16 protein-coding genes are annotated in these 22,549 nt (G+C 69.8%); 8 read left to right on the top strand and 8 right to left on the bottom strand.

Annotated features, from left to right (window positions below):
- Window positions 1–14: 14 nt before the first annotated feature.
- The gene (gene glp, locus VXD91_RS17505) at window positions 15–1,214 is read right to left on the bottom strand and encodes a gephyrin-like molybdotransferase Glp (protein WP_318986632.1); all 1,200 of its coding nucleotides are present in this window, start codon (window positions 1,212–1,214) and stop codon (window positions 15–17) included.
- Window positions 1,215–1,218: 4 nt separating this feature from the next.
- Entirely contained in the window at window positions 1,219–2,139 is a 921-nt protein-coding gene (locus VXD91_RS17500) for an SDR family NAD(P)-dependent oxidoreductase (protein WP_318986631.1), read from the bottom strand.
- A gap of 67 nt (window positions 2,140–2,206) precedes the next feature.
- On the opposite strand from VXD91_RS17500, the gene VXD91_RS17495 reads away from it, so the two are divergent.
- A complete protein-coding gene (locus VXD91_RS17495; RefSeq protein WP_318986630.1) occupies window positions 2,207–3,022 on the top strand; it encodes an HAD-IIA family hydrolase in 816 nt (271 codons plus the stop codon).
- A 5-nt stretch (window positions 3,023–3,027) separates the two neighbouring features.
- On the opposite strand, the gene VXD91_RS17490 is transcribed toward VXD91_RS17495, so the two are convergent.
- Together VXD91_RS17490 and VXD91_RS17485 are read right to left on the bottom strand one after the other, a co-directional pair.
- Complete coding sequence (locus VXD91_RS17490) at window positions 3,028–4,746, bottom strand: DEAD/DEAH box helicase (protein WP_318986629.1); 1,719 nt, start codon at window positions 4,744–4,746, stop codon at window positions 3,028–3,030.
- Between the two features lie 30 nt (window positions 4,747–4,776).
- Entirely contained in the window at window positions 4,777–5,418 is a 642-nt protein-coding gene (locus tag VXD91_RS17485; RefSeq protein ID WP_318986628.1) for a TetR family transcriptional regulator, read from the bottom strand.
- Window positions 5,419–5,531: 113 nt separating this feature from the next.
- Between VXD91_RS17485 and VXD91_RS17480 the strand changes: the two genes are divergently transcribed.
- Window positions 5,532–8,291: a LuxR family transcriptional regulator gene (locus VXD91_RS17480; RefSeq protein WP_318986627.1), complete on the top strand. Its 2,760-nt coding sequence runs from the start codon at window positions 5,532–5,534 to the stop codon at window positions 8,289–8,291.
- A 61-nt stretch (window positions 8,292–8,352) separates the two neighbouring features.
- Here the strand turns inward: VXD91_RS17480 and VXD91_RS17475 are convergent, their stop codons facing one another.
- Both VXD91_RS17475 and VXD91_RS17470 read right to left on the bottom strand, forming a co-directional pair.
- Window positions 8,353–9,903: a hypothetical protein gene (locus VXD91_RS17475; protein ID WP_346415962.1), complete on the bottom strand. Its 1,551-nt coding sequence runs from the start codon at window positions 9,901–9,903 to the stop codon at window positions 8,353–8,355.
- A gap of 198 nt (window positions 9,904–10,101) precedes the next feature.
- Window positions 10,102–10,599, bottom strand: coding sequence for a cupin domain-containing protein (locus VXD91_RS17470; RefSeq protein WP_318986625.1), 498 nt, complete (start codon window positions 10,597–10,599; stop codon window positions 10,102–10,104).
- Between the two features lie 135 nt (window positions 10,600–10,734).
- Between VXD91_RS17470 and VXD91_RS17465 the strand changes: the two genes are divergently transcribed.
- The gene (locus VXD91_RS17465) at window positions 10,735–11,496 is read left to right on the top strand and encodes a polysaccharide deacetylase family protein (RefSeq protein WP_346415961.1); all 762 of its coding nucleotides are present in this window, start codon (window positions 10,735–10,737) and stop codon (window positions 11,494–11,496) included.
- Window positions 11,497–11,527: 31 nt separating this feature from the next.
- Window positions 11,528–12,205: a M24 family metallopeptidase gene (locus VXD91_RS17460; RefSeq protein WP_318986667.1), complete on the top strand. Its 678-nt coding sequence runs from the start codon at window positions 11,528–11,530 to the stop codon at window positions 12,203–12,205.
- Between the two features lie 73 nt (window positions 12,206–12,278).
- Here VXD91_RS17460 and VXD91_RS17455 read toward each other — a convergent pair whose 3' ends face one another.
- Window positions 12,279–16,949: a PGRS repeat-containing protein gene (locus VXD91_RS17455; RefSeq protein ID WP_346415960.1), complete on the bottom strand. Its 4,671-nt coding sequence runs from the start codon at window positions 16,947–16,949 to the stop codon at window positions 12,279–12,281.
- A gap of 733 nt (window positions 16,950–17,682) precedes the next feature.
- Here VXD91_RS17455 and VXD91_RS17450 point away from each other — a divergent pair.
- The gene (locus VXD91_RS17450; protein ID WP_237162736.1) at window positions 17,683–18,090 is read left to right on the top strand and encodes a pentapeptide repeat-containing protein; all 408 of its coding nucleotides are present in this window, start codon (window positions 17,683–17,685) and stop codon (window positions 18,088–18,090) included.
- An 80-nt stretch (window positions 18,091–18,170) separates the two neighbouring features.
- Here VXD91_RS17450 and VXD91_RS17445 read toward each other — a convergent pair whose 3' ends face one another.
- A complete protein-coding gene (locus VXD91_RS17445) occupies window positions 18,171–19,076 on the bottom strand; it encodes an SDR family NAD(P)-dependent oxidoreductase (protein ID WP_133425436.1) in 906 nt (301 codons plus the stop codon).
- Window positions 19,077–19,178: 102 nt separating this feature from the next.
- On the opposite strand from VXD91_RS17445, the gene VXD91_RS17440 reads away from it, so the two are divergent.
- From VXD91_RS17440 to groL, 3 genes are all read left to right on the top strand, one after another.
- Window positions 19,179–19,745, top strand: a complete 567-nt coding sequence (locus tag VXD91_RS17440; protein WP_061000350.1) for a TetR/AcrR family transcriptional regulator — start codon at window positions 19,179–19,181, stop codon at window positions 19,743–19,745.
- 10 nt (window positions 19,746–19,755) lie between these two features.
- Entirely contained in the window at window positions 19,756–20,592 is an 837-nt protein-coding gene (locus tag VXD91_RS17435; protein ID WP_346415959.1) for an LLM class F420-dependent oxidoreductase, read from the top strand.
- Window positions 20,593–20,804: 212 nt separating this feature from the next.
- On the top strand, window positions 20,805–22,430 hold the full coding sequence (gene groL / locus VXD91_RS17430) for a chaperonin GroEL (RefSeq protein ID WP_346415957.1): 1,626 nt from the start codon (window positions 20,805–20,807) through the stop codon (window positions 22,428–22,430).
- Window positions 22,431–22,549: the final 119 nt, after the last annotated feature.

The raw sequence follows: 22,549 nt of genomic DNA, 5'->3' as shown, positions 1-22,549 counted from the left end.
CGGTTTGCGGGGCTCTAACTGAGATCCCAGACGGGCACGGGCGATCCAGCCGGTAATTCGACCACGTCCTCGCCGATGTCCAGCAGGCAGTTTGCCGTCGCCAGCCACCGCAGGTGGTGCGACGCCGGCGGGCCGTAGCTGCTGACCTGTTCATCGGTGCCGAGCACGCCGCGGCGGAACTGGCGTTTCCCGGCGGGGGAGGTCAGCTTCTCGGTGAGGGTCGCCGAGCGGCGCGGCCGTTGCGACGGCAGCCCCATCGCGGCGCGCAGCGGGGGCCGGATGAACACCTCGAACGAAACCAGCGCCGACACCGGGTTGCCCGGCAGCGTGATAATCGAGGTGCCGTTGGGTGTGTCCTTCAAGCGTCCGGCGCCCTGCGGCATGCCGGGCTGCATGGCGACCTTCACGAACTCGACATCGCCCGAAAGCGCGTCCTTCACCACCTCGTAGGCGCCGGCGCTGACGCCGCCCGTGGTGACGATCAGGTCGACGCCGGCAGCATGACCGGCCAGGGTCTCCCGGAACAGCGCGACGTCATCGGACGTCGCCGGTGCGGTCGTGACGTCGGCGCCGGCCTCCCGCAGCGCGGCGGCCAGCATGACGGCGTTCGACTCGTAGATCTGGCCCGGCTGCAGCGGGGTGCCCGGCGTGACGAGCTCGGTCCCGGTGGACAACACCAGGACCCGTTGCCGCGGAATCACTTTCAGCTCGGCCAAGCCGAGGGCGGCGGCCAGGCCCAGCGCCGCGGGGGACAGCACCTCACCGGCGGACAGCACCGTCATCCCGGCGGTGACGTCCTCGCCCGCGCGCCGGATGCTGCGACCTTCGGGGACCGCCGAGTAGATGGACACGACATCGGTCGCCCCGTCCGTGGCCTCCACCTGGACCACCGCGGTGGCCCCGGCCGGCAGCATGGCGCCCGTCATGATCCGGTGCGCGGTGCCGGGCGCCAAGGTCAGCAGGTCGGTGCGGCCGGCCGGAATGTCTTCGGCGACAGGCAGTTTCACGGGATTTTCGGCAGTGGCGGTGGCCACGTCGGTGGCCAGGACGGCATAGCCGTCCATTGCCGAGTTGTCGAAACCGGGCAGTGACAGCGGCGCCACCACATCCTCGGCCAGGGCGAGCCCGAGGGCCTCGGCCAGCGGTACGGCGACGGCCGGCCGGGCGCTGATCAAGCCGGCGACGACCTGCTGATGTTCCTCGACGGTCCGCATGACGCTAGATCGCGAAGGTGACGCCGGTGAGCTCTTCGGACACCGCCCACAGCCGCCGCTGAATGCCGGCGTCGTGCGACTGGGCGCTCGACTGCACCAGCACCGGGTGGCCGACCAGCTGCCGGATACCGGACGGGCCGTAGTACTCGCCGCCGCGCGCATCCGGATCGACGGCGGCGCGCAACGTGGCCAGCGCGCCGACCTCGGGGCTGTTGGCGACCAGCCCGCTCAGGGCGTTGAACCCGGGCAGGCTCGAACCGGGGATGTGGCGCATCAGCTCGGTGTTGGAGATGCCCGGATGCGCCGCGACCGAGATGGTCTCGGCATTGGTGGCCACGAGCCGGCGTTGCAGCTCATAGGCGAACATCAGGTTGGCCAGCTTCGACTGGCCGTAGGCGGCGACCCGGTTGTAGCGGCGCTTCTCCCACTGCAGGTCGGTGAAGTCGATCTTGCCCAGGATGCGGTGCGCGATGCTGCCGAGCGTCACCACCCGCGAGCCGGGGACGGACAGCAGGTTCTCGATGAGCAGGCCGGTGAGCGCGAAGGCGCCGAGATGGTTGGTGCCGAACTGCAATTCGAAGCCGTCGGCGGTCGTCTGCTTGGGCGGGTACATCACGCCGGCGTTGTTGATCAGCAGGTCGATCCGCGGATAGGCCGCGCGCAGGTCGTCGGCCGCCGCGCGGACCGAGGTCAGCGATCCCAGGTCCAGCTTCTGCACGACGACGTCGGCGTTCGGGGTGCTCGCCCGCAGCCGTGCGGCGGCGTCGTCCCCCTTGGCGGTGTCGCGCACCGCCAGCACCACGCGAGCGCCCTTGCCCGCCAACACCCGCGCCGTCTCGTAACCCAGCCCGGTGTTGGAGCCGGTGACGATCGCCACGCGCCCTGTCTGGTCCGGCACATCATTGGCGGTCCATTTGGTGGTCATGGCCGAAGACACTACCGAGCGGACCGCCTGAGTTGCGCGGGAGCGGCGGGCGTTTACTGTCGGCACCATGGCAATCGGCGGGGTGCTCTTCGACATCGATGGTGTCCTGGTGACCTCGTGGCGTCCGATCGACGGTGCGGCCGAGACCCTGCGGGCGCTGGAGGAGCACCAGATCGCCCGCTCGTTCCTCACCAACACCACCACCCGCACCCGCCAGCAGATCGCCGAATTGCTGTGTGCGGCAGGCATTGACGTCGCCGCCGACGAGGTCGTCACCGCCGCGGTGCTGACCGCCGACTACGTGCGCGACCGCTACCCCGGCGCCCGATGTTTCCTGGTGAACAGCGGCCAGATCGGTGCCGACATGCCCGGTGTCGATCTGGTGTACGCGTCCGACTTCGCCGGCCCACAGCAGCCCGACACGCCCGACGTCGTGCTGCTCGGTGGCGCGGGACCCGAATACACGCATCTGACCCTCAGCTGGGTCTACGACTGGATGGCCCGCGGCGTGCCCGTCGTCGCCATGCACCGCAGCAACGCATGGAACACCGCCGACGGCCTGCGGGTGGACACCGGGCTCTACCTGGCCGGGCTGGAACAGACCACCGGCTATCAGGGCACCGCCGTCGGCAAGCCCGCACCCGCCGGGTTCCTGGCCGCGGCCGCCCGGCTCGGCGTCGAACCCGAAGAGATGTACATGGTCGGCGACGACCTCAACAACGACGTCCTCGCGGCCCAGGTCGTCGGGATGACCGGCGTGCTGGTGCGCACCGGCAAGTTCCGCCAGGACACGCTGGACCGTTGGGCCGCAGACGAATTCGCGATGCAGCCGAACTATGTGGTCGACTCCGTCGCCGATCTGCCGGAGCTGCTGGGGCTCTAACGGCTCTAGGCCGTCAGCTCGCGCTGCATGTTCCGGATCGCGGCGATGCGGTCCTGCAGCTGCTCGCGGGTCGCGGCGGCCACCGGCGGACCGGGGTGCCGGCGCCGCAACTCGTTGTGGATCCAGCCGTGCGGCTTGCCGGTGCGGTGGTGGAACGCCGACACCAGCAGGTTGAGCTCCTTGCGCAGCTCGCGCAGCTGGCCGTGCGTCGTCATGGGTGGGGGCGGCGCGCCCGTGGCGGCGGCCTTGGCGCTGCGCTTCTGCAGCTGCTCGTCCTGGCGCTTGCTGAGCAGGTCACGCATCTGGCTGGGGTCGAGCAGGCCCGGGATGCCCAGGTAGTCGGCTTCCTCGTCGCTGCCGGTCTCCGTCGCGGTACCGAACGACGAGCCGTCGAAGATCACCTGATCCAGCTCGGCGTCCGACCCGAGCATCTCGAAGCCGTTCTCCAGCTCCGACTTCTCGTCTTCCTTCTTCTGCGCCTGCTCGAGCAGTTCGTCGTCGAGTCCGTCGGACACGCGGTGCGGCTTGCCGAGCACGTGGTTGCGCTCGCGCTCCAGCTCGCTGGCCAGCTCCAGCAGGTTCGGCACCGACGGCAGGAAGATGCTGGCCGTCTCGCCCTTGCGGCGCAGGCGCACGAACCGGCCGATGGCCTGCGCGAAGAACAGCGGGGTCGACGCACTCGTGGCGTACACCCCGACCGCGAGGCGCGGCACGTCGACGCCCTCGGACACCATGCGGACCGCGACGAGCCAGCGGCTGGTGCCCTCGGAGAACTGCGAGATGCGGGCCGATGCCGTCGGGTCATCCGACAGGATGACCGTCGCCTCCTCGCCCGTGATGGTGTGCAACAGCTTGGCGTAGGCACGCGCCGTGGTCTGGTCGGTGGCGATGATCATGCCGCCGGCGTCCGGGATGCTCTGCCGCAACTGGCCCAGCCGCTTGTTGGCCGCCGCGATCACCGCGGGCATCCATTCACCCTCGGGGTTCAGCGCGGTGCGCCAGGCCCGGGCCGTCTGCTCGGCGGTGAGCGGTTCGCCGAGGCGGGCCGCGTGCTCCTCGCCGGCGCTGTCGCGCCAGCGGGCCTCGCCCGAGTACGCCATGAACACCACCGGGCGGACCACGCCGTCGGCGAGCGCATCGGAGTAGCCGTAGGTGTGGTCGGCCACCGACTGCTGATGGCCGCTGCCGTCGGGCTCGTACTGCACGAAGGGGATGGGGCTGTCGTCGGACCGGAACGGGGTCCCGGTCAGGCAGAGGCGCCGCGTCGCGTCGTCGTAGGCCTCGCGGATGGCCTCGCCCCAGCTCTTCGAGTCGCCGCCGTGGTGGACCTCATCGAAGATCACCAGGGTCTTGTGGTTCTCGGTGCGCACCCGGTGCTTCGTCGGGTGGCTGGCCACCTGGGCATAGGTGACGACGATGCCGTGGTAGTCCGACGACGTCTGGCCCGTCGAGTTGCTGAACTTGGGATCGAGCGCCATGCCGACGCGCGCCGCGGCTTCCGCCCACTGGGTCTTGAGGTGCTCGGTCGGGACGACGACCACAACCTGGTCGACGGTGCGCTCCGTCAGCAGCTCGCCGGCGATCCGCAGCGCGAAGGTCGTTTTGCCTGCGCCCGGGGTCGCGACCGCAAGAAAATCACGTGGCTTGGCGGTCAGATACCGCACCAAAGCCCGACGCTGCCAGCCCCGCAAAGCCTGGGTGCTGGGCGCTGCATAAGCCCGCACCCGAAGACTCCTCCTTGGTCGAAGGGCAGTCTAGGGCAACGGGTTTGGCGGATGCACATTTGCCCGGCGTGTCCTGGCGCTCGGCTCGTCGGTGTCGCCGGCCGAGGTGCTGATCAGGCGCGTCACCGCGTCGCAGACGATGGCCTTGCGCTGGGCATGGTCGTCGATGCCGATCACGGCGAGCAGCGTGGGGCTGAGGTTGTGCCACATCGACGCGATGGTGAGCACCAGGGTGAACAGCACCGGCGCGGGCAGCTCACCCGTGAGCTTGCCGTCGGCCTGGGCGGCGGCGATGGACGCGATCTGTTCGTGCATCGTCTCGCCGGGAAACCCCGCGGCGGTGTCGTCGGCTCGCTCCAGCCGGTGCCAGGAGATCAGCCGGCCGACTTCGGGCTGGCCGGCATAGACATCGATCAGATGGGCGGCGTACGCGGGCAGGTCGTCGGCGACCACCGGGCTGTCGGCGAAGAACTTCTGCGTCATCGCGGCCCAGACGGCGTCGAACAGCTGATCTTTGCTGCCGAAGTAGTGATAGATCTGCGCCTTGTTGGCGCCGGCGTTGGCGGCGATGCGATCAACCCGCGCTCCGGCGATGCCGTACTGGGCGAATTCGGTGGTCGCCGCGCAGAGCAGCCGCGCGCGCGTGGCGTCGGAATCTCGCGGGTGGCCCATTCCGGAGATTTTAGCTGCCGGGTCGGCGTTTGCTAACTAACTAATTAGTTGACAGTGAGGTGAGGCCTGCCTAACGTTCGGCATCGGGTGGGACGTGGATCACAGGAGGTGGTGTGGTCGCTGAGCCCTGTCCGGAACGGTTGGCCGCGCCGCCCCCGGAACTCGTCGGTCGCGGCGAACAACTTTCGCGGTTGATGGCCGCGATCAGCGACACCCCGCGCGGGCGCACCGTGGTGGTGTCCGGTGCCGCCGGGTCCGGCAAGACCGCACTGCTCGACGTCGCCTGCCGGCACGCATGTGAGCTCGGGTTCCGGGTGCTGTCGATCGCCGGAACGCCGGGTGAAGCCGATACCCCGTTCGCCGGCGTCCACCAGCTCGTGCACGCCCTGGGCTGCTGGGGCGACGAGGCGCGGCAGTACCAGCGCGTCATCGACGAGGCGCTGCGGTCGCCCAGCGGGGAGCAACTCGAGACCGTCCGGGTCGCCATGGCGCTGCTCGGCCTCCTGGACGCGGTGGAGAAACGGCAGTCGGTCCTGGTCTGCATCGACGACGGGCAGTGGCTCGACGCCCCGTCGCGCACGGCGATGATATTCGCGGCCCGTCGCAGCGCAGGGCGGTCGTTGACCGTCGTGCTGGCGATCCCGGCCACGGCCGGAAAGATCCTCAGCGGGGACGGCCGCGCCGTCGAGATCGAACTTTCGCCGCTCGAGCGCGGTGACGCTGCCGTGCTGCTCGACCGGCAGCCATCGGTACCGCGGGGCTTGCGCCGCGAGCAGGTGCTGACGGCCGCCGCGGGCAACCCCGCGGCCGTCATCGCCTTCGCCGAGACCGCCGCGGCCGCTGACCTCACGGTGGGCCCCGCCGCCGAGCCCCTGGCGCTGCCCGCCGCGAGCCTCGGTTTCTACAGCCGCCGCCTTGCACTGCTGCCCGGAACGACGCGGGCCGCGCTGCTCGTGCTCGCGGCGGCCTCCGACCACGATCTGCGGCATCTGATGCCCGCGGCACTGGCGGACCCCGAGGTCCTCGCCCCGGCCGAGATCGCCGGGATCGTCCGGGTCGAGCCCGGCGGCGTGCGGTTCCTCGATCCGCTGCTGCGGTCCGCGGCGTATCACCGGGCCCCGGCGGCAGCCCGCTCGGCGGCACATCTCAGGCTCGCCGATGCCCTGGCCGCGCTACCGCACCGGCAGGTCTGGCATCGCGCGCAAGCGGCGCTCAAGCCCGACGATGCGCTGGCCGCGCAGCTGGCCGACACCTGCGACGAGGTGCTGCGCCGGGATGGCTACCTGGCCGCCGCCGTGACCATGCAGCGCGCGGCGATGCTGACCACCGATATCGGCGAACATGCCCGGCATCTGGTGCGCGCCGCGCCCCTGGCCCGCAACGCCGGCGACCCGCACTGGGCCGCGGCGCTGAGCCGGTGTGCGCTCGACGGCGTCGATGACGTCATCTCCCGGGTGCGCGCCCACACCGAGTTGGGATCGGCGCGCTGCTGGGATGCCGACAACCAGCGGGTGCTGGACCTGCTGCTGGAGTCGGCCGGCCTGGCGATCGACGTCGCTCCGGCGGTCGCCTGGGAGTCGCTGCGGGTGGCCGCGACGGTCACCTTCATCGCCGACGACGCCGCGGGGCGATGTGGTGTCACCCGCCTGCTGCGGCAGTTGGAGGACACCGCGGCACCCCGGAACGTGCCCGCCCTCGCCGACCGGCTCTGGATCCGTACCGCCACCGATCCGCACCGGGCCCATCTGATGTCGCCGGAGATCGTCGCGCTGTCCGGCCGGGTCGGCGACGCCGTCGGGCTCACCGCGGTCGGGGCGGCGGCCTGGCTCGCCGGCGAACCTGACCTGGCGGTGCGCTGCCTGCGCGGCGCGCACACCGGAGCGCTGGCGCCGCGCTTCGGTGGCTTGGCCTCGACCGCCCTGTCCTGGGCCTTCGTCGAATCGGGCCGCTGGGACGAGGCCGTCGACGCGGCAACCACCATGAGTTCCTCGGCGGCCGTCGCCGGCGTTCCGGTCGTCGCGCGGATCGCGGATCTGGTGATCGCCACCGTGGCGGCCCGGCGCGGGCAGATCGCCACCGGCCGTGCGCGCCTCAAGTCGGCCGCGGCGTTGGCAGATTTCCGGGACCGGCCCGCGCTGGCGGCGTGGATGCACCACATCGCGGGTTCGATCGCCCTGGCCGAGAACCAGGACACGACCGCCCACGCCGAACTGGCGGAGCTGTTCGACGAGTCCGGATTGCCGCTGCACGCATATGCGTCGTATCTGGCGTTGGCGGATTACGCCGAGGCCGCGGTGCTGACGGGCCGCATCGACCGGGCCCGCGAACAACTGACCCGGATTGTGAGTCATCTACCCAGATCCGTGTCACCGCGGTTGACCCAGCTGGTCGCGCATGCGGACGCCGTCCTCAATCCAGAGACCGCCGGGGCGCGCTATGTCGAGGCGCTCGCCGATCCGGCAGGCAACCGGTGGCCGTTCGAGCGGGCGCGGCTGCGCATCAGTTACGCTGGATGGCTGCGCCGGCACCGACGGCGCCGGGACTGCCAGCATCAATTGGCCGCGGCCCTGACCGTCATGCAGGACCTCGGCGCGGCGCCGTGGGTCGACCTGTGCACCCGTGAGTTGCGGGCGGCCGGGGTGCGACCGCATTCGTCGTCGGTGCAGACCGGCACATTGAGCTCGCAGGAACACAACGTCGTCTACCTCGTCAGCGAGGGGTACACCAACCCGCAGATCGCGAGCATCTTGAACCTGTCGGTGCGAACGGTGTCCAACCACCTGTATCGGTCGTTCCCCAAGCTCGGTGTCACCAGCCGCCATCAGATTCATGATGTGGCGCGCCCAGCCGGCTGGACGAGCGACCGTCCCTGAGGTCCGCAAACGGAAAGTCGGCGGCGACGGAAAATCCGCCGCCGCCGACCGGTCTCACGCGTCAGGCCGCGCTGTGCGACTTCGACTTGCTCTTCGAGCCGGTGTGCGAGCCCTTGGTGCTGCCGGCCTTGGTGCTGCCGCCCTTGGTGCTGCCGGCCTTGGCACCCGAGTCCGATCCGGACGCCGAACCCGAGGAGGTCGACGACGAACCCGCGCCGGCACCGGCACTCGAGCCGGAGTTGGAGCCCGCCTTGCCCTGATGGCCCTTGCGGCCGGGGGTGGTCGTCTTGGTGCCATCGCTGCCCGAGGACGACGACGAGGAGGACGACGACGAGCCCGAGCTGCTGGAGCTGGAGCTGGAACCCGTCTTGGTGTCGCCGGTCTTGGTGTCGCCGGTCTTGCTGTCACCGGTCTTGGTGCCACCGGCCGACGTCGAGTCCGTGGCCTTGCCGTCGGTGCCGGTGGACGCGCCGTCGCTCGTCGAACCGGTGGTCTCGCCGGCCTTGGTCTCACCGGCCTTGGTCGTGCCCTCGGTTGCCGAACCGGTCGACTCGCTCGTCGAGCCGGTCGCCTTGACCTTGTCGGTGCTCGCGGTGTCGGTCGCGCCGGCCTTCGTCGCCGCGGCGGTGCTCAGCGTCACCGTCGTGGCGGTGGTGGAGGGCACGGCGGCGATATCGGAGACGGCCTTGGTGGTGGTCGTTGCGGCAGCCGCAGCCGGCTTGGCGGGGGTGATGTCGTTGAGGATCGACTTCACGACGGCGACGATGGCCTGCACCGTACCGGCGATCGTGGTGCCGCCGGGGACGGTTGCCCCGCCGCCGAACAGGCCGCCGCCGTAGATGTTGAAGCCGGGGATGTTGAGTCCCAGCAGCGCACCGAGGTTGGGGCCGTAGCCACCGTTGAGCAGGCCGTCGATGACGGTGGCGGGCGCCTGGATGACGGCGGTCGCCAGCTTGCCGAGGTCGCCGGCCTTCATCGCGTTGATGACGTTCTGCGTGGCGGTCCCCATGGCGCCCAGGGTGCTGGCGACCGGTCCGATGAGGCCGACGCCGAGCTCGAGCATGATGTTCGGCAGATCGTTGGCGATGTTGATGACGCTCTGCAGCGGCTGCGAAATCAGGTTGCCGAGGGCCTTGGGCAGGGGCCCGATCGGGTTGATCGCGGCGAAGATGGGCAGCACGATCGCCAGCTGGAGGTTGTTGAGCGCGCCCTCGACGTTGGCCTTGCCGAGGTCGCTGAACGCGGCCCCGAGGTAGCCGGGCACCTCTTTGGTCAGCGCCGTGGCCACGGCCTTGCCGCTCTCGCCGAGGGCGTTGACCAGACCGGTCATGGTGCCGACCTGGTTGGTCAGAATCTGACGCAGGATCGGGAACAGCCCCATGTCCAGGTAGGACTTCACGTCGGCCTGCAGGTTGCCGGCGGCGGTCTTCAAAACCTGGCCGTACAGGTCGAACGGACTGCTGGTCAGGTTGACGGCGGCAGTCGACACCGCGTGACTGATCGACGGGAGCGACGGCATGTGGGCCAGTGGTTGGACGGGAGTGACTGCGATGGCTCCCGCCGTCAGCAGGGTGGCTCCGGAAAGGACGGACGATCGAACGGCGGCGTGCAAGATGGGTTTCCTCTCATTCGCTGCGGCCGGATGGTGGCGGCAGCGTCTACCTGACTTTTCCGTCGGTTCGATCACGGATCGAACAAATATTGACGGCAACGCACATCATGGGATGTTTGTGTTACTGGCCGGTAGAGACAAATGACTCAATGTGCACGGCTCGAGAGGAACGCCGGTCCGAGGCCCGGCCGCCGGGCGTTATTCCACGAAGAAGTTGTCGTGCTTGATGAACCACTCGCGACGTTCGTCGTCCGTCATGTCGGCGAGTTGGCCGAACCCCTCGAAGTAGGCCTCGCGGGGTGCACCCGGGGCGAACAGCATCAGAACCGACGCAGGCTCGTCGGCCTCGTTGCGGAAACCGTGGATGCCACCCGGCGGGACGTAGAGGAAGTCGTTGGGGCCGGCCTGCACCCAGTCGGTGCCGTCGTACAGCGTCATGGTGCCGGACAGCACGAAGAACGCCTCGGACATGGCGCGGTGGAAATGTGGGCCCGGGCCACCGCCGCGCGGCACGATGTCGACGCGGTACAGGCCGTAGTCGCCCGCGGTCTTCTTCTGGTTCGCGAGGTAGTGGTACTGGATCACGCCGTGTGAGTCGTAGTCGGGCGGCTCGTCACCGCGCCGCAGCGTGGCACTGACTTCTGGTTGAGCGGATGTGTACCGGGCCGGGGGATAAGGCGGTACTACCAACGACATGATCGACTCCTGGTGGCCATCGAGCGTCTGGCTCCTCGACTCTCACCATAGGACGGCCCGCCGTTCACGCGGTTCGGGGCGAACTCACAGGCTGCGGACACGCGTTGTTCAGAGTCCCGGCCTAGCGTCCGTGCGGTGATAACCAGACGCGCCTTCCTGGCTGCTGGGGCCGCAGCTGCCGGTTCGCTGGCGCTGGCCGCGCCGAGCGTGGCCGCGCAGGATCCGAGCGCCGTCGCCGGCCAGTACACGCGCCGGGTGCCGACGCAATGGGGGATGGCGCTGCCCGGGATCGTCACGTCGATGCCGGCCCGCGGGCGCCAGCTCGCGCTGACGTTCGACGCCTGCCGCGGCGGAGTCGACGACGCGCTGCTCGACACGTTGCAGCGCAACAACGTGCCCGCGGTGCTCTTCTTCAATTCCCGGTGGATCGACCAGCACCCCGACCGCGCCGCACAGCTGGCCGCCAACCCGCTGTTCGAGATCGGCAACCACGGCACCCGTCATGTGCCGCTGTCGGTGACCGGCCGGGCCGCCTACGGCATCGCCGGCACGCGGTCGGCCGCCGAGGTCGTCGACGAGGTGTGGGGCAACCAGCTGAAGCTCACCGCACTGACCGGCCGGGCACCCACCTGGTTCCGGCCCGGCACCGCGCACTACGACGACGTCGCCGTGCAGATCGTGCGCGACCTGGGGCTGCAGCCGCTCGGGTTCAGCGTCAACGGTGATTGCGGCGCCACCTTGCCCGCGGGCCGGGTGCGCGCGAATGTCGTTGGAGCGCAGCCCGGTTCCATCGTCATCTCCCACATGAACCACCCGGGGTCGGGTACCGCGGCCGGCTACGCCGGGGCCATCGCCGATATGCGGGCGGCCGGGTGGGAGTTCGTGCGGCCCGCCTAGCATCGGTGCGGTGGAGAAGTTTGACGAGGGCATGCGCGCCGCGCGGCTTCTGGATGCTCAGGACAAAGCGGCGGAACTGTTCGCCGCCATCGAAGAACGCGGGCTGATCCGGCCGGGCGTCGGCGAGCGTCAGGTGACCGACGAGATCCGTGATCTGGCGGCCGAAATCCTCGGCGTCACCCGGCACTGGCACAAGCGGATCGTCCATGGCGGCGAGAACACGCTCGCGACCGCGCGGGACAATCCGCCCGACCGGGTGATCACCGACGACGACATCGTGTTCGTCGACCTCGGCCCGCTCTTCGAAGAGTGGGAAGCCGACTTCGGCCGTACCTTTGTGCTCGGTGACGATCCACGAAAGTTGGCCTTGCGCAACGACTTACCGAAGGTGTGGGAAGCGGCGCGGGCGCACTTCGAGTCGACCCCGGACATCACCGGCGCGCAGTTGTTCGACCACGTCGTCGGGTTGAGTCGCGCTGCCGGCTGGGAGTTCGGTGGCGCGATCGCCGGACACCTCGTCGGGGAGTTTCCACACGAGAAGATCCGTGGCCACGAGATCGACTCCTATGTGGCGCCCGGCTCGGACCTGCCGATGCGGCGACTGGATTCCCAAGGGCGGCAATGTCATTGGATTCTCGAAGTGCATCTCGTCGAACCGGGCCGACGGTTCGGCGGGTTCCAGGAGGAGTTGTTGGACCTGCGCAGGTGACGGCACGGGCCGTCCTGAACAGACGAATGCGGTTTGGCGCCGACCGGCGCCACACCGCATTCGTCATTCGTGGCTAGATCAGGACTCCGGAGCCGCCGGCCGGGTTGCCGGTGCCGCCGGAACCACTGGCGCCGCCGGCGCCCGTGGCGCCGTCGGTGCCGTCGTGCGTGCCGTGGCCGCCGTTGGCGCCGCCCGAACCGCCCGCGCCGCCCGCACCACCAGCGGGACCGTTGCCGCCGGCGCCGGTTATCGAACCGGTGCCGCCGTTACCGCCATTGCCACTGGTACCACCGGTGCCGCCGGCTCCGCCATTGCCACCGTTGCCCCACTGGGTGATGTTGTCGTTGTAGCCATTGCCGCCGTCGCCACCGGTGCCACCGGCACCGCCGACGCCACCGTTACCGCCGACACCACCGACGTTGTCGCCAGAGGAGCCGCCATTACCGCCGGCGCCTGCGGCGCCGCCGTGGCCACCGACGCCGCCGGTGGCACCGGCGTTGCCGTTGATGAACGGAATGCCGTTCGCGCCGTCCTGGCCGTCGCCGCCGATACCACCATTGCCGCCGACGCCACCATTGCCGCCGGCTCCGTCGATGCCGTTCGCGGAGAATCCGCCGGCACCACCGTTGCCACCGGCGCCGCCGGCGCCACCCGTGCCTCCGAAGCCACCGCCGCCGCTGATACCGGCCGCGTTGTTGGAGCCGAAAGCCGGAAGGCCGCCGACGCCGCCGTTTCCGCCGGTGCCACCGGTGCCGCCGACACCGCCCGCGCCGCCGACGCCCGAGACCGTGCCGCCCGCGCCGCCGACGCCACCGTTACCGCCGGCACCACCGCTGGTGCCGGACAGGCCGGTGGCTCCCAGCGATGCCCCGATGGTCCCGTCGGCGCCGTTGCCACCGGTACCGCCGGCGCCACCCGCGCCGCCGTTGCCGGTCAGGCCACCCGCACCGCCGGCACCGCCGTCGCCACCGCGACCGGCGGTGCCCAGGATGGTGAGGGCGTCGAAGCCGTTGCCGCCCTTGCCGCCGTCACCTCCGTTACCGCCCAGGCCGCCGGCGGCCTGGCTGAGGCCGGCGCCGTTGAATCCACCGGCCCCGGCGTTGCCGGCGGCACCACCGGTACCGCCCGTGCCGCCGTTGCGCTGGATCGACGAAATGCCGTCCGAGCCGGCGCCGCCGGTCCCGCCATTTCCGGCGTTGCCACCCTTGCCGCCGTTGCCGACGGTGCCGTGGGCGGCCGCGCCGCCCTTGCCGCCGGCGCCGCCATTGCCGCCCGCACCACCGGAACCGCCGGTGTTGCCGCCGAGAACACCCGAGCCACCGCTGCCACCGTTACCGGCATTGCCGCCGGCCCCGCCGGTGCCGCCGTTACCGGCATTGGTGCCGCCCGCGCCACCGCTGCCGCCGGCACCGCCGTGGCCGCCGTTGGGGCCGTTCTCCCCAAGTGCGGCAAGGCCATTGGCGCCGCTGCCACCGTTGCCGCCGACGCCGCCGGTGCCACCGTTGCCGTTGGATCCGCCGGAGCCGCCGTTGCCACCGGCTCCGCCGTTACCCGCGACGCCGACCGCGGTGATGGTGTTGAACCCGTTGCCGCCCTTACCGCCGTTGCCGCCGTTGCCACCCGCGCCGCTGGCGGCCTGGTTGGCGCCCGCGCCGTTGAAGCCGCCGACGCCCGAGGTACCGGCGTTACCGCCGTCCCCGCCCTTGCCGCCGTCGGGAATGAGCGACGAGCTGCCGTCGGAGCCATTGCCGCCGTTGCTGCCGTTACCGGCTGCACCGCCCTGGCCGCCGGCCCCGACGGTGCCGTGGGCGGCCGCGCCGCCCTTGCCTCCGGCGCCGCCGTTACCGCCGTTGCCACCCTTGCCGCCGCCGCCGAGGGCCCCGCCGCCGAGCACGCCCGAGCCGCCGGAACCGCCGCTGCCACCGGCGCCGCCGGTTCCGCCGCTACCACCGTTGCCGGCATTGGTGCCACCGGCACCACCGATGCCGCCGGCGCCGCCGTGGCCGCCGTTGGGGCCGTTTTCCCCAAGTGCGGCAAGGCCATCGGCACCGCTACCGCCGATGCCGCCCGCGCCGCCGCTGCCACCGTTGCCGTTGGATCCGCCGGAACCGCCGTTGCCGCCGGCACCGCCGTTACCCGCGACGCCGATCGCGGTGATGGTGTTGAACCCGTTGCCGCCCTTACCGCCGTTGCCGCCGTTGCCACCCGCGCCATTCGCGGCCTGGCTGACGCCCGCACCGTTGAAGCCGCCGACGCCCGAGGTGCCGGCATTGCCACCGTTACCGCCCTTGCCGCCATCGGGGATCAGTGACGAGCTGCCGTCAGAGCCATTGCCACCGTTGCCGCCATTACCGGCTGCGCCACCCTGGCCGCCGGCCCCCACGGTGCCGTGGGCCGCGGCGCCGCCCTTGCCGCCACCGCCGCCGTTACCGCCGATGCCGCCGTTTCCGCCGCCGCCGAGGGCTCCGCCACCGAGGACACCCGAACCGCCGCTGCCGCCGTTGCCGGCGTCGCCACCGGCGCCACCCTTGCCGCCGTTGCCGGACTGGGTACCGCCCGCGCCACCGTTGCCGCCGGCGCCGCCGTGGCCGCCGTTGGGACCGTTCTCCCCAAGTGCGGCAAGGCCATTGGCGCCGTTGCCACCGGTGCCGCCCGCGCCGCCGCTACCGCCATTGCCCGCGGTCCCGCCGGAGCCGCCGTTACCGCCGGCGCCGCCGTTGCCCGCGACACCGATCGCGGTGATGGTGTCGAATCCGTTGCCGCCCTTACCGCCGTTGCCGCCGGTGGCACTGGCGTTGCCGGTCGCGGCCCGCTTCGTGCCGCTGCCGTTCAAGCCGCCGATGCCCGCGGTGCCGGCATTGCCGCCGTCACCGCCCTTGCCGCCGTCGGGGATCAGCGACGAGCTGCCGTCGGAACCGTTGCCGCCATTGCCGGCGAATCCGGCCGCGCCACCGGTGCCGCCGGCGCCGACCGAGCCGATGAACCCGACCTTCTTGCCGCCCTTGCCACCGACACCGCCGTTTCCGCCGTCGCCACCGTTTCCGCCGCCGCCGAGAGCTCCGCCACCGAGGACACCCGAGCCACCGTGACCGCCGTTGCCGGCCTTCCCGCCGGCGCCACCGCGCCCGCCGATGCCGAAGATGTGGCCGCCATTGCCACCGTCGCCGCCGTTGGCGCCGGTCTGGCCGTTGCCGCCGTTCTGGCCCAGCGCCGCAAGGCCGTCGGCGCCATTGGCACCGTCGCCGCCCTTGCCGCCGACGCCGCCGTGCCCGATGCCTCCGGCGTTGCCGCCGTTGCCGCCGGCCGTCGGCGTGAAGATGCCGAAGCCCGAGTAGCCGGCGCCGCCCGAGCCGCCGTTACCGAAGCCGCGGGCATTGCCGCCGTTACCGCCGGTTACTCCGGGCAGGCCGCTCGAGTAGCCCTTACCGCCGTCGCCGAACCACAGGCCGCCGTTGCCGCCGTTGGGGTTGATCAGGTTTCCGTTGGCGCCGTTGCCGATCAGGTACTGGCCGGCCAACAGGTTGATTCCGGTGTCGACGACGAAGCCGATGGGGCTGTTGATCCAGGCCTGCACGCCGAAGTGCACGTTCTGGTAAATCCAGTTGGCGACGATCACCGTCGGGTCGACGAACGTCGGCAGGGCCAGCGGCCCGATCGCGGCCAGCGGGTTGACCGCGGCCAGCGGGTTGATGGCGGCGAGCGGGTTGACCGCGCCCAGGGGAGCGGGCGCGGCCTTCGGGTCGGTTGCCGCGAGTGGGTTGACCGCGCCCAGCGGGTTGGTCCCCGCGGGCGGGGCGGTGGCAGCCACCGAGTGCGGGGCGCTCGGGTGCAACCGCTTGGGGGTGCCGTACTCGACCTGGCGGCGGACCCACGCCATCACGGCCCAGACGCCGGGCATCTGGTCGGGATGGGTCGGCGCGTCGGGGGCGAGCATCGTGCCAAGGCCGACCGCCGACAGCAGGCCGGTGATGGGGTTGAACGTCTTGGTTGTGGGGGCCGTGATGACCGCCCCGGTCCCCGGGGTCGCCGCCGCAGACGTGGACGGGCCGGTCGGCGTCGCCGGGGTCGTGGCGCCCGCCGCGGTGCCCGGTTCGGTGGCGTTGTGCCCGGTGGTTGCGCCGGTATGGGGCTGCTTGGGGCCGACCGCCGAGGTGGCATTCGGCTTGTCCGCGGTGTCGGGCTTCTGGGCGCCGGTTGTCCGCGGACCCCGGGAGTGCCGGGGCTGCTGGGTGCCGTTTTTGGCGGTGCCGGCGCCCGAGTCGCTGCCGGTACCGGGGGCGGCGTGCTTCGGCGGCTTGACGCCCTTGGCGAGGTCGTTCAGGGCTTTGCGGGCATCGTCCGCGTACTGGCGCATCCGGTCCTGCGCCTGCTGGCGTGGGGTGCGCGGGGTGTCAGTCGTGGTGCCGGACGACGGTGTGCCACCGGGTTCGGTGGACGGCTTCGGGTTCGTGGACGGCTTCGTGGAAGGCTTCGTCGACGGCTTGGGCTTGTTCGGGTTCTTGGTCTTGCCGTCGGTCGCCTTGCTTGCGCCGGAAGTGCCCGACTTGGCGCCGCTGTCGCCGCCGGCGCTCTCGGTGTTGACGAGCCGGATGTCCGCCGTCACCGACTGCATCGTCGGGGAATCGGGCCCCAGCAGCAGCATGACACCGGCGCTGGCGAAGGCCGCGCTCGTCAACCCTGCGGCTGCGAGCGGTCCTGCCGCACTCCACCAGCTGTTCGTCCCCACTGCCCTGTGCTTGCCCACGATCCTCCTCGCGCGTCGGGTGTGAGAAACACCACCCCCGTCAATAAACGTGGCGAGACTAACACCCGTAATCGCAGGCTGTGAACATCTTGAGGAAAGTGTGCGTCCGTTCATATCGGCGGACCGCGGGTACCGGGACGATCTTGAAAAAGTCATTCTCACCTGCGGGAAAGTCGGCTGTCGTGCATATTTTGGCGATGCGCCGGCGCTGGGCCTCGACAGTTGTGGTCCGTCGTAGGGCGGTCGACAGGGTTGCTGCGTGGGGGAAATCTAGAACACGTTCAGTTCTGCGATGCGCAACTGACCCGGCGCGCTCTGGGGTGCGGAGGCCCCTCGCGGGACGACGTCGGTCGCGACTCGGAGCCGTGGCAGGGGGGCTTCGGGGATGTTTGAGGGTCGCCGGGGCCACGGGACTGAGCGAGGGGATGTCGCACTCCGTAGCAAATCAACTCGAGGGCCCGAAGGCGTTACTCATTTACTCATTGGCGTAAATGGAAAGCCGTATGTGGTATTTGCCATCGTCGTTGTATTTGCGACCGTAGCGAGCGAGTCTGCTGATCATGCTGTTGGAAATTCGTTCGGATCGTAAATACTCGCGGATCGATGCTGGTGTGAATAATGTTGGAAATTAGTCAGATTGAATGAATATTGGCGATGGGCGCCCATTGCGAGGCGTTCGCGTGAGCTTGTTGCCAGTGCCAGCCTGCGGATTCGCGTAAGCAAGTAGCGTTATTTGCTGAAACTGCTTCTCATTTGCTCGACCACTGTCTACTCTTGGTTCATCCACATTCAGGCTAGCGAAGGAGAAGTCATGTCGATGATCCGTTCAACCGTCCTGTGGGGAGCGGCAGTGGTCGGTGCCGGCACAATGGCGCTGCTCGGCGCAGGTGCGGCTTCCGCCGACTCTGGCATCAACCTCGGACCTGGCAGCAACGACGGCGTGCTCAACGGCGGCGCCTTCAACACCGGCGTCCTCAATTTCGGTGTCGGAAACAAGGGCATCCTGAACCTGGGCAACGGCAACACCGGCATCGCCAATATCGGCAACGGGAGCACTGGCATCGTCAACATCGGTGACGGAAGCGGCGGTGTCGTCACCGTGGGCGACGGGCGCAACGGCCTGCTGAACATCGGCTACTGAGGTCGCTGGAACCGGGACGCCAACAGGTCCTGTGGGTTGTGCGAAACCTCCTGTCGCACAACCCACAGGACTTCTTTTGCTCAGACCGGGAACGTCACCCCGGTCAGTTCCTCGGATACCGCCCACAGCCGCTGCTGCAGCTCGGTGTCGTGGGACTGGTCGCTCGAGCCGACGACCTTCGGGTGGCCGGTCTGCTGGAACCGCCCGTCCGGGCCGTAGTACTGGCCACCGAACGCGGCCGGATCGGTCGCGGCGCGCAGGGTGGGCAGAGCGCCCATGGCGGCACTCTGGAACAACCGCTCCGCGATGGGCGAGAGGACGGCGGGCGGCAGCGGCACGTGCCGCGCCAGCTCGGTGTTGGAGCCGCCCGGGTGGGCGGCGAGGGCGACGGTCTCGGCGCCCGTCAGCCGGCGCTGCAGTTCATAGGTGAACAGCAGATTGGCGAGCTTGGACTGGCCATAGGCCTCCACCCGGTTGTAGCGCTGCTCCCACTGCAGATCGTCGAAGTGGATCGCGGCGCGAATCCGGTGGCCCAGGCTGCTGACCGTCACGACGCGCGAGCCGGGCACGGTCAGGAGCTGGTCGAGCAGGAGTCCGGTCAGCGCGAAGTGGCCCAGGTGGTTGGTGCCGAACTGCATCTCGAAGCCGTCGGCGGTGGTCTGCTTCGGCGTCCACATCACGCCGGCGTTGTTGATCAGCAGGTCGATCACCGGGTATTCGGACTTCAGTTGTTCGGCGGCTTCCCGAACCGACTGCAGTGAACCGAGGTCGAGTTCCTGGAGGACGACGTCGGCGTCAGGCGTGGCCTGCCGGATGCGGTCGACGGCGTCCTTGCCCTTGTCGAGATTGCGGACGGCGAGCACGACGTGTGCGTTCTTGGCGGCGAGCGCCGAGGCGGTCTCGTAGCCGAGGCCGGTGTTGGCGCCGGTGATGACGACGGTGCGTCCGGTCTGGTCGGGAATGTTGGCGGTAGTCCACTTGGTCATGACGGTTCCTCGGTAGCCTGGGCTTGAACCGGGGCGAGCGCCCCGGATGCTTCACTTATCCGGAACGGTCGCCCCGTTTTATTTGTTCCCGGGAGCATGATGATCTGCAAACCGAAGAGGCCGCTCCGGGCCGACGCGGCCCGGAACCGCGCTCGCGTGCTGGAAGTCGCCTACGAAACCTTCGCCGACGAAGGGCTCTCGGTGCCGATCGACGAGATCGCCCGACGGGCCGGTGTCGGCGCCGGCACCGTCTACCGGCACTTCCCGACGAAGGACGATCTCTACCGCGCGGTCATCGAGGATCGGCTGGAAGTCGTCATGGGCGCCGGCCGGGCGTGTTTGGCGTCGGACGCGCCGGGCGAGGCGCTGTTCGACTTCCTGCGCTCGATGGTGCGGTGGGGCGAAACCGACCAGGGGCTGGTCGACGCGCTCGCCGGTCTCGGGATCGACGTCAACGCCCTGGTGCCCGATGTCGAAGAGGAATTCCTGGCGCTGCTGGGCCAGCTGCTGGCCGCCGCGCAAGGTGCCGGCGCCGTTCGTGCCGACGTCACGCCCTCGGATGTGAAGACGCTGCTCGTGGCGGCGAACGCCGCGCAGCGTTACAACGCCGACGCCGCCGACCGGGTGATCGGATTGATGATGGACGGGCTCCGGCCGCGTCGGGAGTAGCGTCGGCCGCATGAAGTTCGGAATCGCCACCTTCGTCGATGACGACACCATTGATGCGGTGACCTTGGCGCGGGCGATCGAGGACCGCGGATTCGCCTCGCTCATGGTCGCCGAGCACAGTCACATCCCGGCGAGCCGCGAGACGCCGTACCCCATGGGCGGTGACCTGCCGCCGGAGTACTACTCCACCCTCGATCCTTTCGTCACCCTCGCGGCGGCGGCCGCGGTGACGTCGACCATCGAATTGGTCACCGGCGTGGCCCTGCTGATCCAGCGCGACCCGATCCACTGCGCCAAGGAGGCCGCGAGCGTCGACCTCATCTCCGGCGGACGTTTCGTCTTCGGCGTCGGTGCGGGCTGGAACCTCGAGGAGATGCGCGACCACGGCACGGACCCGAAGACCCGCGGTGCCCGCCTGGACGAGAGCATCGAAGCCGTCAAGGCGTTGTGGACCACCGAGCCGGCCGAGTATCACGGCACGTACGTCAACTTCGATCCGGCGTACTCCCGCCCCAAGCCGGTCCGGAAGCCGCACCCGCCGATCTATGTCGGCGGCAATTCCGAGGCCACCGTCAAACGGGTGATCCGCCACGGCGCGGGCTGGATTTCGGTCGCGGAACCGAGGGACGTCCTGGCGAAGCGGGTGGCCCAGTTCCGCGCCGACGCCGGATATGACGTCCCGCTGGCGATGTTCGGCGCGCCCATCAAGCCCGATTACTGGAGCACGGCCGAAGAACTCGGCTTCGGGCAGCTGGGACTGCGCCTGCCCTCGCTGGGTACGGACGAATCGCTGCGCCTGCTCGACGAATTCGCGGCGCAAGTGGCGCGGTATCGCTCCGCCTCCTGATTCGGCTGGGAGTCGCGCGCTTCGCGAATGGCGAACGACCTTGCACTCGCCTATGGAGAGTGCTAAAAACAACCTTGGCACTCTCGATAGGTGAGTGCTAGGTCGGGACAGTGAGGCCTGGGCCGCATCTGCGAGCACAGCCCAGGCCGTCCGTCGCGGGCGCTGCGCCTGACCAAAGACGTGCAATTCCCAACCGGAGGAATTACTTCGCAATGGCCAAGACAATTGCGTATGACGAAGAGGCCCGTCGCGGCCTCGAGCGCGGGCTCAACGCCCTCGCCGACGCGGTAAAGGTGACGCTGGGCCCCAAGGGTCGCAACGTCGTCCTGGAGAAGAAGTGGGGCGCCCCCACGATCACCAACGATGGTGTGTCCATCGCCAAGGAGATCGAGCTGGAGGACCCGTACGAGAAGATCGGCGCCGAGCTGGTCAAGGAAGTCGCCAAGAAGACCGACGACGTCGCCGGCGACGGCACCACCACCGCCACCGTGCTGGCTCAGGCCCTGGTTCGCGAAGGCCTGCGCAACGTCGCGGCCGGCGCCAACCCGCTCGGCCTGAAGCGCGGCATCGAGAAGGCCGTGGAAGCAGTCACGGCCAGCCTTCTGAAGTCCGCCAAGGAGATCGACACCAAGGAGCAGATCGCTGCCACCGCCGGTATCTCGGCCGGTGACCAGTCCATCGGTGACCTGATCGCCGAGGCCATGGACAAGGTCGGCAACGAGGGTGTCATCACCGTCGAGGAGTCCAACACCTTCGGCCTGCAGCTGGAGCTCACCGAGGGCATGCGCTTCGACAAGGGCTACATCTCGGGTTATTTCGTGACCGACGCCGAGCGTCAGGAAGCGGTCCTCGAGGACCCGTACATCCTGCTCGTCTCGTCGAAGATCTCGACCGTCAAGGACCTGCTGCCGCTGCTGGAGAAGGTCATCCAGTCGGGCAAGCCGCTGCTGATCATCGCCGAGGACGTCGAGGGCGAAGCCCTGTCGACCCTGGTGGTCAACAAGATCCGCGGCACGTTCAAGTCCATCGCCGTCAAGGCCCCGGGCTTCGGTGACCGCCGCAAGGCGATGCTGCAGGACATGGCGATCCTCACCGGTGGCCAGGTCATCAGCGAAGAGGTCGGCCTCTCGCTCGACACCGCCGACATCACCCTGCTGGGCACCGCCCGCAAGGTCGTCGTGACCAAGGACGAGACCACCATCGTCGAGGGCGCCGGTGACTCCGAGGCCATCGCCGGCCGCGTGGCCCAGATCCGCAGCGAGATCGAGAACAGCGACTCCGACTACGACCGCGAGAAGCTGCAGGAGCGCCTGGCCAAGCTGGCCGGTGGCGTTGCCGTCATCAAGGCCGGCGCTGCCACCGAGGTGGAGCTCAAGGAGCGCAAGCACCGCATCGAGGACGCCGTTCGCAACGCGAAGGCCGCCGTCGAAGAGGGCATCGTCGCCGGTGGTGGCGTGGCCCTGCTGCAGTCGGCTCCGGCTCTCGACGAGCTGAAGCTCGAGGGTGACGAGGCCACCGGTGCCAACATCGTGCGTGTCGCCCTGTCGGCTCCGCTGAAGCAGATCGCCTTCAACGGTGGTCTGGAGCCGGGCGTCGTCGCCGAGAAGGTGTCGAACCTGCCCTCGGGTCACGGCCTGAACGCCGCGACCAACGTCTACGAGGACCTGCTGGCCGCCGGCGTTGCCGACCCGGTCAAGGTCACCCGCTCGGCGCTGCAGAACGCGGCGTCCATCGCGGCGCTGTTCCTCACCACCGAGGCCGTCGTCGCCGACAAGCCGGAGAAGGCCGCGGCTCCCGCCGGCGACCCGACCGGTGGCATGGGCGGTATGGACTTCTAGGTCCAGCTCTTCTACGAAAAGCCCCGGCGTGCTCTGCACGCCGGGGCTTCTTCGTTGCGGTTGGTTGCTGAACGGCCACGTAGCTGCTGGGAATCTGCTAACAATTGACAGTGAAGTCA

The sequence above is a fragment of the Mycobacterium sp. SM3041 genome (assembly GCF_039668335.1).
Classification (GTDB): domain Bacteria; phylum Actinomycetota; class Actinomycetes; order Mycobacteriales; family Mycobacteriaceae; genus Mycobacterium.
Note: the sequence above shows the minus strand (reverse complement) of the source record. Positions and strands in the feature narration are given on the sequence as shown.

What these genes read in the sequence shown, in the direction of transcription:
- groL (WP_346415957.1), top strand. Translation starts at nt 20,805, where the DNA reads ATGGCCAAGACAATTGCGTATGACGAAGAGGCCCGTCGCGGCCTCGAG.
- VXD91_RS17485 (WP_318986628.1), bottom strand. Translation starts at nt 5,418, where the DNA reads ATGGGCCACCCGCGAGATTCCGACGCCACGCGCGCGCGGCTGCTCTGC.
- VXD91_RS17495 (WP_318986630.1), top strand. Translation starts at nt 2,207, where the DNA reads ATGGCAATCGGCGGGGTGCTCTTCGACATCGATGGTGTCCTGGTGACC.
- VXD91_RS17470 (WP_318986625.1), bottom strand. Translation starts at nt 10,599, where the DNA reads ATGTCGTTGGTAGTACCGCCTTATCCCCCGGCCCGGTACACATCCGCT.
- VXD91_RS17500 (WP_318986631.1), bottom strand. Translation starts at nt 2,139, where the DNA reads ATGACCACCAAATGGACCGCCAATGATGTGCCGGACCAGACAGGGCGC.
- glp (WP_318986632.1), bottom strand. Translation starts at nt 1,214, where the DNA reads ATGCGGACCGTCGAGGAACATCAGCAGGTCGTCGCCGGCTTGATCAGC.
- VXD91_RS17435 (WP_346415959.1), top strand. Translation starts at nt 19,756, where the DNA reads ATGAAGTTCGGAATCGCCACCTTCGTCGATGACGACACCATTGATGCG.
- VXD91_RS17445 (WP_133425436.1), bottom strand. Translation starts at nt 19,076, where the DNA reads ATGACCAAGTGGACTACCGCCAACATTCCCGACCAGACCGGACGCACC.
- VXD91_RS17460 (WP_318986667.1), top strand. Translation starts at nt 11,528, where the DNA reads ATGCGCGCCGCGCGGCTTCTGGATGCTCAGGACAAAGCGGCGGAACTG.